The following is a 12,865-nucleotide window of genomic DNA, read 5'->3' on the forward strand; positions in this document are numbered from 1 at the left end:
TCATGAATTGGGACGATTTCGCGGGATGGAGCAGACATATCGCCGATTGGGGCGCGCAGTATCACAAGACGCTGCGCGACAGGCCGGTCCGCGCGCAGACCAGCCCCGGTGAGATTGCAGCCCAGTTGCCAGATGCCCCGCCTGAGCGGGCCGAAGACATGGCCGATATCCTGCGCGACTTCGAAGATATTGTGATGCCGGGAATGACCCATTGGCAGCATCCACGGTTCTTTGCCTATTTCCCCGCCAATGCGACGCCGCCTTCGATGTTGGCTGAACAGTTGGTCAATACGGTCGCTGCGCAATGTATGCTGTGGCAGACCTCTCCGGCGGCGACGGAGCTGGAGGGGCGGATGATCGACTGGATGCGGCAGGCGCTGGGCTTGTCGGCCGGGTTTACCGGCGTCATTCAGGACAGCGCGTCGTCGGCCACGCTCTCCGCCGTGCTGACCATGCGTGAAAGGGCCACGGGATATACCGGCAACCGCAACGGGGTGTCGGGCAAAGGGGCGTTGCGGATTTATTGTTCCGATCAGGTGCATTCGTCCATAGACCGCGCCTGTTGGGTTGCGGGCATTGGGCAGGACAATCTGGTGAAGATCGCAGGCCAAGGCCCGCGGTTCGGGATGGATGCGGGCGCGCTTGAGGAGGCGATCCGTGCGGATATCGCGGCAGGGCATACGCCTGCGGGTGTGATCGCGATCACGGGGGGCACGGGCGTCGGGGCCTGCGATGATCTGGCGACTGTGGCGGCTGTGGCGCAGGCCTATGATCTCTACACCCATCTGGATGCCGCTTGGGCGGGCTCTGCCATGATTTGCCCCGAATACCACGCGGCGTTTTGGCAGGGTGTCGATGCCTACGACAGCATCGTGTTCAACCCGCACAAATGGCTGGGTGCGCAGTTTGATTGTTCCATCCAGTTTTTGCGCGATGCCACGCCGCAGTTGAATACGCTGAAGATTGAGCCGGAGTATCTGAAGACCACCGGCGACGGGGTGACGAATTATTCGGAATGGACGATCCCGCTGGGGCGCAGATTTCGGGCGCTGAAACTGTGGTTCCTGATCCGGTCCTATGGGCTTGAGGGATTGCAGACACGCATCCGTAATCATGTGACCTGGGCCGAGGCACTGTGCGCGGCCATCCGCCAGATCGACGGGTTTGAGATCAGCACCGATCCGATCCTCAGCCTGTTTTCCTTCCGCTGTCCGGGCGATGACGCGATGCAACAACGGCTGGTGGATGCGATCAACGATGATGGGCGGATTTACCTGACCCAAGGCGCTTTTGAAGGGCGCAAGATCATTCGGGTTCAGGTGGGCCAATTTGAGACAACACGCGAGGACGTCATGACCGTGGCATCGGTCGTGCAAGAGGTCTGGGAGGCCATCAAATGAATTTCGCAACCTATTCAAGCGGCGGTGACACGTTTTATGGGGGCGTCACAGAGGGCGGGATGATCGCGCTGAATGACGCGTTCCCGCAGTGGCCGACACTTTTGGATGCTGTGCAGGCAGACGGATTGGCGGCGTTGGGGGCCGCGGCGGCGGACAGGCCGGTGACCCACAAAGATGTTCAGTACGAAATGGTTTTGCCCAACGCGCGCCGCATTATCTGCGTGGGCGTCAATTTTCCGGACCGCAACGCAGAATACAAAGACGGATCCGAGCAGCCGAAATTTATGTCGCTTTTTCCGCGCTTTGCCTCTGGGTTTACGGGCCATGACCGGCCGTTGATCCGTCCCCCCGAAAGCGACCAATTGGATTATGAGGGCGAAGTCGCGGTGGTCATCGGCACGGGCGGGCGGCGCATTGCGCAGGCCGATGCCTATGATCACATCGCCGGTCTGACCATCTGCAACGAAGGCACGATCCGCGATTGGGTCCGCCATGCGAAATTCAATGTCACCCAAGGCAAGAACTGGGACAATTCTGGTGCGATCGGCCCGTGGTTGGTCCCCTTCACAGACGCCGCGCAACTGGATGACGCCCGCATCATCACCCGCGTGAACGGCGAGGTGCGGCAGGACGATGTGCTGGCCCGCATGATGCATCCGATCCGGCGGGAAATCGAGTATATCTCGACGTTTATGACGCTGGAGCCCGGCGATATCATCGTGACGGGCACCCCTACGGGGTCTGGTGCGCGGCTTGATCCGCCGCAATTCCTCAAACCTGGGGATGTGGTGGAGGTGGAGGTCAACACCATCGGCACCCTGCGCAACACCATCAAGGATGAAGAGGTATGACGCCCCAAGACCACGCCCAAGCGGCCGCTGATCTGCTGCGCGCCGAAACGACAGGCGCACAGATCGGCCTGCTGACGAAGCGCCACCCCGACATGGGCATGGACGATGCCTATGCGGTGCAGAACGCCATTTACCGCGCCAAACTGGGCCAAGGGCGGTCTGTGGTCGGCTGGAAAATCGGGCTGACGTCAAAGGCGATGCAATATGCGCTGAACATCGACATTCCCGACAGTGGTATTTTGTTCGACGACATGGTGTTTGACCATCGCGCGACAGTGCCTGCGGGGCGGTTTATCCAGCCCCGGATCGAGGCCGAGATTGCCTTTGTGATGAAGGCGCCGATTGGCGGCGCGGATGTCACGCGAGAGGATGTGATTGCGGCCACGGATTATGTGGCGCCGTCTATTGAGATCCTCGACACCCGTATTGTGCGGCTTGATCCCGAGACGAAGGCCACGCGCACCGTTTTTGACACCATCAGCGACAATGCGGCCAATGGGGGCGTGGTGCTGGGGGCGGAACGTCACGTAGTTGAGGCCTTTGATCTGCGCTGGGTTGGCGCAATCACGTCGCGCAATGGCGAGGTTGAGGAAACCGGTCTTGGGGCAGGGGTGTTGAACAATCCGGTGGAAAGCGTCGTTTGGCTGGCCCGCCGCATGGCGCAGTACGGGCAAACCATCGAACCGGGTCAGATTGTCCTGTCGGGCAGTTTCATCCGGCCTGTCGAATGCCCGTCCGGCACCGATATCCGCGCCGATTTTGGGCCTTTCGGGTCTGTTGAAATTGCATTTGCCTAAAAAGGATCACGCCATGCCAGCCCCCCACAATCCATTCAAAGCGGCCATCGCCCAAGGCAATGTACAGCTGGGGTGCTGGCTGGGCCTTGCGGATCCTTATATTGCAGAAATCAGCGCAGGTGCGGGGTTCGATTGGCTGTTGATTGACGCAGAACATGCGCCGAACGATTTGCGGTCCATCACGGCGCAGTTGCAGGTGATCGGCGCGCGTGGGGTCCATGCCATGGTGCGTCCGCCGATCGGAGAGACCTGGATGATCAAGCAATTGCTGGACGCAGGCGCGCAATCGCTGTTGATCCCCATGGTGGAAAGTGGCGCACAGGCACAAGGGCTGGTCGATGCGGTGACCTATCCGCCTCACGGCGTGCGGGGTGTTGGCTCTGCTTTGGCGCGGGCGTCTGATTTTGCTGCCATCGGGGATTACCTCACGACCGCGCGGGAGGAGATTTGCCTGTTGGTGCAGGTCGAGAACACGAAGGGCATGGCGGCGCTTGATGATATTTTGGCGGTTGAGGGGGTGGACGGCGTTTTCATAGGCCCGGCTGATCTGGCCGCGGATATGGGGTTTATCGGCAGCCCCAATCAGGCCGAGGTCAGGGCCGCCGTTCTGGACGCCATCACGCGTATTGTGGCAGCGGGAAAGGCGGCGGGTATCCTGACATTGGATCAAGGATTGCAGGCGCAGTGCCGCGATCTGGGGGCCACGTTTATCGCCACGGAAATTGATGTGACGCTGTTTGCCCGCACCATGCGGGCCTCGGCGGCGGAGGCGGCAAAGCGGTTTAAGTAGATCCGGTTTAGGCGGCTGGCGCGGCGGATGCCGCACACGTCGGGATCACGCCTGCGGGGCGCCACGCGGCCTTGGGTCAGATGCAACACCGGATCACTGTCTGTCGGACTGTCCTAACTGCGTTGAATTTCCAGCTTTGCGGCGACCCCCCGTGAGACGTCTTCAAAGACCAGACTGCCCCCGTGAAGTTTGGCGATGGTCGCAACGATGGTCAGGCCCAATCCGTGTCCGTCGATGGTGGCGGTGTCGTCGCCGCGCTGGAAGGGATCCATGAGGGCCTCGATGTCCTGGGCGCTGGATTGTGTGCCTTCGTCTTCGATCACAACGGTTGCGGTGTCTGCCGTTGTTTCGATGGAAACATGGGCGCGCCGTCCATATTTCAAAGCGTTTTCAATCAGGTTCGTGATCGCACGTTGCAATGCGACGGGTCGCGCCACAACGATGACATCCTGTTCAGAGGGGACGACACCCTGACCTTGGCGTGACATGAAGATTGATCTTGCGCCCTGCACGATCAATTCCTTGCTGTCTTCCGATTTCACGGGTCGCCCGATGTCCTGATAGTCGGCGACAATCGCATCAACGAGAGATGTGAGGGAAAGGGGGCGGGGGGCTTCTGAGTTCATTTCGACGTTTGTGTAGCTCAGAACGCTTTCGATGATGCCCGTCATGGTGTCGATGTCGTTTTCGAACTTTTTGCGCAGGTCAGCGTCGGGGATCAGGGCGGCGCGCAGGCGCAGGCGGGTCGCGGGTGTGCCAAGGTCATGGCTGACGCCGGACAGGACAGCGGCACGGCTGGCCAATTGATCCCGTTCCAGTTCAAGATACCCATTCACCGCTGAAACGATCTCGCGCAGTTCTTGCGGGCCGGTTGCGTCATATTGTGTGGGGCCGCCGACACGCCGCCGGTCGCGCAACTGTTGTGCAAACGACATGAAGTCGGCGGATTGGTTCAAGGCCAGCGTGATCATCGCACTCATGGAGACGACGGCCAGAAACACGGCCAACAGCCGCAGGTCCGAGGGGCTGGCCTCACATCCCCAGACCGTGCTGCCCTCAATGCCGATCCAAGGCGCATCGCCCATCTTTGCGACAACGACCGGATCACTGCAAAAGGAAGCAAATTTGGTGGTGACGGCGCCCAAGGTCTCTGCCGCTGTTTGGCCATCGCGGTTGGGCAGATCAGCGATGTTGTAAGTGAGGTCAGGGGACAACACCGCCAGCGTCAGGGGCAGGCCGACCCCGTTGGCCGTCACGTCTGGCGAAATGGGGATGATCGTCAGCCGCGATGCAGGGCTGGCACCGCGGATCTGGCGAAACTGGCCCGTGGCGGCAAGGGTCTGATCTTCGGGGGGCAATGTACGCAGTGTCACCCCAGCCGGTGGGGCCGTCCCATTCTGGAGAGCGCCATAGAGCGTCACGCCCGCCAGATAAGACGCAGACTGATGGGCGCGCCAGCTGGCCGTCGATTGCATCCACAGCCACGCCGACAGCCCCCCCGAAAGGAAGGCTGCGCTGACAAAGATAAGGCCAATGGAGCGAAGGTTCGACATCTGCGGGCTATTCGTCCTCGGCAGTGACGTCGACCGAAAAGACATAGCCGACACCGCGTTCCGTCTTGAGGATCTGTGGGGCTTTGGGGTTTGTCTCAATCTTGGACCGCAGACGCCCCACAAGGACATCAATCGACCGGCCCATGGCCTCTGTCGATTGGGATGTGCTGCCTGTCACATCAAATGCCACGGCGATTTCAGTGCGGGTGAGGGGGATGTGGGGGTTGGCCAGCAGGACCTGCAAAAGGGCGGTTTCACGTTGCGACAGGGCCACTTGGATGTTGTCAGGCGACAGAACCTCTTGCGATTTGGCGCGGTAGGTCCAGCCCGCAAAGCGGAACGTTTTGGTGTTGCGCCGATGCACAAGGGAGGAGGATCGCCGCGCACGCGACAAAACAGCCTTGACCCGCGCAAGCAGGAGTTCGGGGTTAAAGGGTTTGGTAATGTAGTCATCCGCGCCCACGGCATAGCCTGCCATCCGCTGGTGATCGGCCGACAGCGCAGAGACCATGATGACCGGCACGTCTTGTTCTTCGCGCAAGCGACGACAGATCTGCAGCCCGTTTTCATCGCCCAGCATCACATCAAGCAAGATCAGATCGACCCGACCACCATCGAGATGGGATTGGACCTCACGTTCGGAACTTGCCGGTAGGGCAATGGTCCCGTTCTGGCGCAGAAATTGCGTCATCATCTGCCGCATTTCAGAATCGTCATCGACAACAAGGATGCGAGGGATCGCCATAGTCTGCCTTTCTTTGATGCGACGGGCGGGTGAGACCGCGGCCTGTTTCAGCACCTATGTAACAACGTGCAACAAAATCGAGCCTAACGTAACATCGTGTAACGAAGTGCTTAGAAAATCGTGGGTAAGGCAGGAATACCAGCCCTGCATCAATTGCAATGCTGGGTCGGAATGAGGCGTATTCAGCCCACGCCCCACGTTGGGGTGCCAAAATTTCTGGGAGGAAATCTAAAATGACCATCAAACTTCTTGGTGCAGTATCTGGCATGGCGATCATCGCCTCATCCGCCGCATTCGCAGACGGCCACGCGGCGCCTGAGGCGGAAGTTCTGCACTACTGGACATCGGGCGGCGAGGCGCGTTCCGTGGCCGTTCTGCAGGAAGAGTTTGCCGCAAACGGCGGCACCTGGACCGACATGCCTGTCGCTGGCGGTGGCGGTGACGCCGCGGGCACAGCCCTGCGTGCCCGCGTTCTGGCCGGCAACGCGCCGACAGCTGCCCAGATCAAAGGCCCTGCCATTCAGGAATGGTACGAAGAAGGCGTTCTGGCTGACATCTCAGAGGTTGCAGAAGCCAACAACTGGTCCGGCATCCTGCCCGAAGCCATCGCAGGCCACATGCAGTGTGACGGCACATGGTGTGCAGCGCCTGTAAACGTGCACCGCGTTGACTGGATCTGGGCAAACGCCGAAGTTCTCGAAGCCAACGGCATCGAAATGCCAACAACATGGGACGAATTCAACGCAGCCGCCGAAACTCTGCAGGCCGCTGGCGTCATCCCACTGGCACACGGTGGTCAGGCTTGGCAGGACGCGACAGTGTTCGAAGCCGTTGCACTGGGCATCCTGGGCGCCGACGGTTTCCGCAAGGCCTTTGTTGAGCTGGACATGGACACCATCAAGTCCGACGACATGATCGCTGTTTTCGACCAGATGCGCACCATGCGTGGTTATGTCGATGACAACTTCTCCGGTCGTGACTGGAACCTTGCCACAGCTATGGTCATGAACGGCGAAGCGGCGTTCCAGATCATGGGTGACTGGGCCAAAGGCGAATTCATGGCCGCTGGCAAAGTGCCTGGCGAAGACTTCCTGTGTCTGTCCACGCCCGGTGACGGCTTCCTCTACAACGTGGACAGCTTTGCCATGTTCGCCGTTGACGGCGACGACAAGCAAGCCGGTCAGGCCCTTCTGGCGGAGTTGGTTGTTGGCGAAAGCTTCCAAGAAGTGTTCAACCTGAACAAAGGTTCTATCCCTGTGCGTACTGACGTCGCCCTGGATAACTTTGACAGCTGTGCCACACTGTCTGCTGACGACATGGCAGCCAGCAACGAAGGTGGGTCTCTCCTGCCATCTTACGCCCACGGCATGGCGCTTCGCGGCGCACAGGCCGGTGCAATCACGGACACTGTGACGGCACACTTCAACTCTGATATGTCGTCCGAGGACGCCGTTCAGATGTTGGCTGACGCAATCGCGAACAGCCTGTAAAAATGCCTCTACCTCCCTCCTCCTCTGCGTTCGCGTGGGGGGGGGGGCGAACCGTTAAAGGATCATCCAATGACCAAGTGGTTTGAAGAACACTTGCCGAAATTGGTATTGGCCCCCTCGTTCATCGTTGTCCTGATTTTCGTCTACGGCTTTATCGGCTGGACGGCCTGGGTTTCGTTTACGCGGTCGCGCCTTTTGCCAAGATACGAGCTTGACGGGTTCATCCAGTATGACCGTCTTTTTGACTCTCCCCGCTGGGACACAGCGTTTAGCAACCTGTTTGTGTTTGGCTTTCTGTTCATTGTGATTGCAATGATCCTTGGCCTCATTCTTGCTATTTTGCTGGATCAGAACATCCGCACCGAGGGTGCAATTCGCACGATCTACCTCTATCCGATGGCCCTTTCGATGATTGTGACCGGTACGGCGTGGAAGTGGATCCTGAACCCAGGTCTGGGCCTTGAGGCGACGGTGCGCGGCTGGGGCTTTGAGGACTTCACCTTCGACTGGCTCGTGAACCCTGACATGGCGATTTATACGGTTGTCATTGCCGCGATCTGGCAAAGCTCGGGCTTTGTGATGGCCTTGTTCCTGGCTGGCCTGCGGTCGGTGGATCAAGAGATCATCAAGGCCGCACAGGTCGATGGTATCCCCACATGGCGGGTCTACACGGCGATCATCATCCCCGCGATGGCCCCGATCTTTCTGTCCGCCTTTATCGTGCTGTCACACCTCGCGATCAAAAGCTTTGACCTTGTTATCGCGCTGACCGGCGGTGGCCCCGGCTACGCCACAGATCTGCCCGCCACGTATATGTACACGATGGCATTTTCGCGCGGTGACATTGGGCAGGCTGCAAGTTCCGCCATGATCATGATGGCCGTCGTGTTCACGATTGTTGTGCCTTACCTCTATTCCGAATTGAGGACCAAAGATGACTGATATCTCTTACACGCCGCCTCAGTCGGGCAGCCGTATGGCAAAGATTGTGCTGCGTTGGGGCCTTTACCTGATGCTGGGTGTCTTCATCCTGTTCTATCTGATGCCGCTGTTCGTCATGATCACGACATCCTTCAAGAGCCTTGATGAAATCCGCACGGGAGACCTGATTTCGCTTCCCCGCGAAGTCACGCTGGAGGCCTGGCGCACCGCCTGGTCCGAAGCCTGCACAGGCATTCAGTGCGAAGGCGTGCGTCCTTATTTCTGGAATTCGGTTCTGATTGCGATCCCTGCGGTTCTGATATCAACCCTGATTGGTGCCCTGAATGGATACGTTGTAGCGCAGTGGCGCTTTAGGGGGGCCAACCTGTTCTTTGCGCTGATGCTTTTTGGGTGCTTCATTCCGTTTCAGGTGGTTTTGCTGCCCATGGCCCGCATGTTGGGTCTGATGGGGATGGCTGGAACCATACCGGGGCTGATCTTTGTCCATGTCATCTACGGGCTGGGGTTCACCACATTGTTTTTCCGGAACTACTACGTGTCGATCCCGTCTGAGCTGACGAAGGCCGCCAAGGTCGATGGGGCAGGGTTCTTCCGCATCTTTTGGTCGATCTTCTTGCCGCTGTCCTTGCCGATCATCGTCGTGACCGTCATCTGGCAGTTCACCCAGATCTGGAATGACTTCCTGTTCGGCGTGTCCTTCAGCCAAGCAGGCACACAGCCTGTGACGGTCGCCCTCAACAACATCGTAAACTCAACCACTGGCGTCAAAGCTTACAACGTGGATATGGCCGCCGCGATCATCGCAGCCCTGCCGACCTTGTTTGTCTATGTCGTCGCTGGCAAATATTTCGTCCGCGGTCTGACCGCTGGATCCGTGAAAGGATAACTCCATGGCTCCCATCCTCGAAATCAACAACCTGTTCAAAAGCTATGGGTCGGTTGAAATTCTCAAAGACATCAACGTGTCCATCGAACAGGGGGACTTTCTTGTTCTGGTCGGCCCCTCCGGTTGCGGCAAATCCACCTTGCTGAACTGCATCGCAGGGCTTGAGCCGATCTCGGGCGGCACGCTGAGCATCAGCGGGCGTGACATGACCCACGTCAACCCCAAGGACCGAGACATCGCCATGGTGTTCCAGTCTTACGCGCTTTATCCGACGATGACCGTTGCCAAAAACATCACCTTTGGCATGAAGGTGCGCGGCGTCGATCAGGCCACGCAGGACGAAAAGCTGAAACAGGTCGCAGGCCAGTTGCAGATTGAACCGTTGTTGGATCGCAAACCGGGTCAACTGTCCGGCGGCCAGCGACAGCGCGTCGCCATGGGCCGTGCGCTGGTTCGTGACCCCAAACTGTTCTTGTTTGACGAACCGCTGTCCAACCTTGATGCCAAACTGCGCGTTGAAATGCGGACCGAAATCAAAGCTCTGCACCAGCGCCTTGGCGCGTCCATGGTCTATGTGACCCACGACCAGATTGAGGCGATGACACTGGCGACCAAGATTGTGGTGATGAAAGGGGGCGTTATCCAACAGATCGGCACCCCGTCCGAGATCTATAATCACCCGGCCAACCTGTTTGTGGCGGACTTCATGGGCAGCCCCGCGATGAACCTGATCCCGGCCACGACCCGGATGAACGGGAAGGGCCTGGAGGTTGAAATCGCTCGCGCCAACGGGACCCCGATCACTTTGATCGACACCAACAACAAGGACCTGCCCGAGAATGTGATCCTCGGCGTGCGTCCTGAAGACATCGCTGACGCATCGTTGCGCGGTGGTGAAGGGCGTCAGGAAGCCGATTGCATGATCGACATCGTAGAGCCTGCGGGCGCTGACACCTATGCGGTGATGCAGCTGGGCGGAAAGCACGTGACGGCACGTCTGCACGCTGAAACGGGTGCTGTGGCCGGACAACACCTCAACCTCGCGTTCGATCTGGGCAAAGTGTCTTACTTTGCGCCGGATACGGGCGAACGGTTGAATTAAACCCGTGCGGCTGGTTGCGGATATTGGTGGCACCAACGCCCGTGTGGCGTTGTGCGCGAAAGGCGTTATCGACGACACGTCAATCGAACGGTATTCCAACGCCGATTGGGATAGCCTAGATGACCTGCTGCGCGCCTATCGCGGCGCGCAGCGCGGTGCGGGGATCGATGAAATGGTCATTGCGGTTGCGGGGCCCGTGCACGCGGGCCGCGCGCGATTGACCAACCGCAACTGGACGATCAATGCAGATGCAATGAAACAGGACTTCGCGTGCAAGCGCGTGGTTTTGCTGAATGATCTTGGGGCCTTGGGACATGCTGTGCCTGTGTTTGGCGCAGATCACGTGACGCAGGTGTGCGGGGGAGACCTGCCCCGTGAACCCGACGGTCAGGCGTTGGTTGTGGGGATCGGCACCGGGTTCAACATCTCTCAGGTGATCTGCAAAGATGGGGCAACGGTGTGTCCGCCCGCAGAAGCGGGGCATGTGTCGATGCCGTCCGCGATCTTGGCTGAACTGGTCGAACATGGCTGTAATCCAGCCCTGTTTCCGACAATCGAGACCTTGTTTTCAGGCCGTGGCCTGACAGCCTTTTGTCGCGCGGTCACAGGCGCGGGCAGGCTCACGGGGGAAATGGCTGTGCAGGCGTACGCAACGGACGGCGCCCCCAACACCAAGGCTGCGATTGACCTTTATGCGCGGCTGTTGGGTTTGTTGTTGCGTGAATTTTCACTCAGCTACATGCCGACGCAGGGCATTTTTCTTGCGGGCAGCGTGGCGCGCGCCATTGTGGGATGCGCGTCGGATCCGCTTGTCACCGTCCTGAAAATGCCCTGCAGGTTTCGGGCGGACAGCACACCTGCGCTGTATGTGATTGAACAAGATGGCGCAGCCCTTTTGGGCAGCGCACGGTACTGATCTGGAACGTGGGTTGGCGCAGACCATGGTGCGCCGGTGACGATCGGCCGCAGCCGTCGCGCTGGGCGTTCGAAGCGCGACGGTCCGGTCAGACAAACGGAAGATAAAAGTCGCGGACCTCATCGACGCTTTTGCCGGTCAAGCGTTTGAATTCATCCCGTTTCAGGTACAGCAACGCGTCGCAGTACAATTCGCCAATCGCTTTGCGCAGTGCGACGTCATGGTCCAAAGCATCAAGGGATTTGTCCAAACCGGCCGGCACATGACGTTTTTCGCGCACGTTTTCCCAGCCGTCCAAATCCTCGGCTGGTTGCAGGGGCATCTTGTTGACGTAGCCCAAGCGGGCCGCCTGTAGAACGGAGGCCACGGCCTGATACGGGTTGGTCGCGCAATCGGCCATACGGTGTTCAAGACGTGCGGATTTGGGCGATTTGGTCGATGTTCGTGTGGTGACCAAGCGGTGATCTTCGGCCCAGTTTGCCCAGTAGCCCGCCAAGCCGCCCGCGGTCAGGCGGTCATAGCTGTTGACCGTCGTGGCCAGAAGACCGGCAAGCGCGGGGTGGTGGTGGATCAACCCCGCCACGCAGTGTTTTGCCAGATCAGACAGGCCACCGTTGGGCGCAATGGCGTTGTGTCCGTTTGTGTCATTGAAGCTGAAGTTCACATGCAAACCGGACCCGCCGCGATCCGGCACGGGTTTGGGAAGAAATGTCAGCAGCAGGCCCTTTTTCAACCCGATCTCACGCGCCATTGTTCGCAGCAGAAAGGCATCGTCGCAGGCTTTGACAGCGCCATCAAACCGAAGTGTCAGTTCGAACTGACCATTGTCGAATTCGCCGTTCATGCTCTCGATCGGGATGTCGGCGGCGTAGGCGGCCTCCCAGATGTCATCCATGACGCCCTTCGGATCACCTTCGGGGCCAGTGCTGTAGACGAAGGCGCCAGGGGTGTCATAGGGACGCCAAATGCCGTCTTCGTCGCGCTGGAAAATGAAGGCTTCGGTCTCAAGCCCGATCATGGGGGAGAACCCAAGGCTTTCCCAGTCCGACACTGCACGTTTGAGGGCGCCGCGCTGACACAAGCCAAAAGGCATGTCACCTGCATAAAGGTCGCCAAGGGCGATCTCCGTGCCGGGTTGCCATCCTTTGCGTCGTTCGGCGTCCAGCACCAATTCCATATCCGGCACGCCGTTGAAGAAATCGCAGCCCGGAACCGTTACAAGTTCGCGGTCATACGACACCGCAAACGCACCGCGCGCAAACCCAACCGTCCCACCGGCGGCCACATCCACGGGCACATATTTGCCGCGGGGCAGGTTAAGGTAATCGCAAAAGAGCGCCCGCGTCCGGTTGATATTCGTCATGTTTTTGGCCTTTGTCGCGCGTTCGTGTGG

Annotated in this window: 12 protein-coding genes; 9 read left to right on the forward strand and 3 right to left on the reverse strand. The window is 59.3% G+C overall.

Annotation, left to right across the window (positions count from 1 at the left end; translation table 11 throughout):
• Positions 1-2: 2 nt before the first annotated feature.
• The 4 genes from PSJ8397_RS00100 to PSJ8397_RS00115 are packed head-to-tail and all read left to right on the forward strand — an operon-like array spanning position 3 to position 3,838.
• Entirely contained in the window at positions 3-1,400 is a 1,398-nt protein-coding gene (locus tag PSJ8397_RS00100) for a pyridoxal phosphate-dependent decarboxylase family protein (RefSeq protein ID WP_085862534.1), read from the forward strand.
• Positions 1,397-2,251 carry a fumarylacetoacetate hydrolase family protein gene (locus PSJ8397_RS00105; RefSeq protein WP_085862535.1) on the forward strand — a complete coding sequence of 285 codons (855 nt, stop codon included), beginning with the start codon at positions 1,397-1,399 and terminating at the stop codon, positions 2,249-2,251. Before PSJ8397_RS00100 ends, PSJ8397_RS00105 begins: the two co-directional genes overlap by 4 nt.
• Positions 2,248-3,048, forward strand: coding sequence for a 2-oxo-hept-4-ene-1,7-dioate hydratase (gene hpaH / locus PSJ8397_RS00110; protein WP_085862536.1), 801 nt, complete (start codon positions 2,248-2,250; stop codon positions 3,046-3,048). Before PSJ8397_RS00105 ends, hpaH begins: the two co-directional genes overlap by 4 nt.
• Positions 3,049-3,061: 13 nt before the next feature.
• Complete coding sequence (locus PSJ8397_RS00115; RefSeq protein WP_085862537.1) at positions 3,062-3,838, forward strand: aldolase/citrate lyase family protein; 777 nt, start codon at positions 3,062-3,064, stop codon at positions 3,836-3,838.
• A 113-nt stretch (positions 3,839-3,951) separates the two neighbouring features.
• On the opposite strand, the gene PSJ8397_RS00120 is transcribed toward PSJ8397_RS00115, so the two are convergent.
• Positions 3,952-5,391 (reverse strand): sensor histidine kinase, encoded by a 1,440-nt coding sequence (locus PSJ8397_RS00120; RefSeq protein ID WP_085862538.1) that lies wholly within the window; start codon positions 5,389-5,391, stop codon positions 3,952-3,954.
• 7 nt (positions 5,392-5,398) lie between these two features.
• On the reverse strand, positions 5,399-6,136 hold the full coding sequence (locus tag PSJ8397_RS00125) for a response regulator transcription factor (protein WP_085862539.1): 738 nt from the start codon (positions 6,134-6,136) through the stop codon (positions 5,399-5,401).
• Positions 6,137-6,402: 266 nt separating this feature from the next.
• Between PSJ8397_RS00125 and PSJ8397_RS00130 the strand changes: the two genes are divergently transcribed.
• The 5 genes from PSJ8397_RS00130 to PSJ8397_RS00150 all read left to right on the forward strand — a co-directional run bounded on the left by PSJ8397_RS00130 (position 6,403) and on the right by PSJ8397_RS00150 (position 11,472).
• Complete coding sequence (locus PSJ8397_RS00130) at positions 6,403-7,626, forward strand: ABC transporter substrate-binding protein (RefSeq protein WP_407691736.1); 1,224 nt, start codon at positions 6,403-6,405, stop codon at positions 7,624-7,626.
• A 69-nt stretch (positions 7,627-7,695) separates the two neighbouring features.
• Entirely contained in the window at positions 7,696-8,568 is an 873-nt protein-coding gene (locus PSJ8397_RS00135; RefSeq protein WP_085862541.1) for a carbohydrate ABC transporter permease, read from the forward strand.
• Positions 8,561-9,454, forward strand: a complete 894-nt coding sequence (locus tag PSJ8397_RS00140) for a carbohydrate ABC transporter permease (RefSeq protein WP_085862542.1) — start codon at positions 8,561-8,563, stop codon at positions 9,452-9,454. The genes PSJ8397_RS00135 and PSJ8397_RS00140 overlap by 8 nt, the downstream gene beginning before the upstream one ends.
• 4 nt (positions 9,455-9,458) lie before the next feature.
• Positions 9,459-10,556 (forward strand): ABC transporter ATP-binding protein, encoded by a 1,098-nt coding sequence (locus PSJ8397_RS00145; RefSeq protein ID WP_085862543.1) that lies wholly within the window; start codon positions 9,459-9,461, stop codon positions 10,554-10,556.
• Between the two features lie 4 nt (positions 10,557-10,560).
• The gene (locus PSJ8397_RS00150) at positions 10,561-11,472 is read left to right on the forward strand and encodes a glucokinase (protein WP_159453066.1); all 912 of its coding nucleotides are present in this window, start codon (positions 10,561-10,563) and stop codon (positions 11,470-11,472) included.
• A gap of 88 nt (positions 11,473-11,560) precedes the next feature.
• On the opposite strand, the gene PSJ8397_RS00155 is transcribed toward PSJ8397_RS00150, so the two are convergent.
• Complete coding sequence (locus PSJ8397_RS00155; protein WP_085862545.1) at positions 11,561-12,835, reverse strand: type I glutamate--ammonia ligase; 1,275 nt, start codon at positions 12,833-12,835, stop codon at positions 11,561-11,563.
• Positions 12,836-12,865 lie beyond the last annotated feature (30 nt).

The sequence above is a fragment of the Pseudooctadecabacter jejudonensis genome (assembly GCF_900172275.1).
Classification (GTDB): domain Bacteria; phylum Pseudomonadota; class Alphaproteobacteria; order Rhodobacterales; family Rhodobacteraceae; genus Octadecabacter; species Octadecabacter jejudonensis.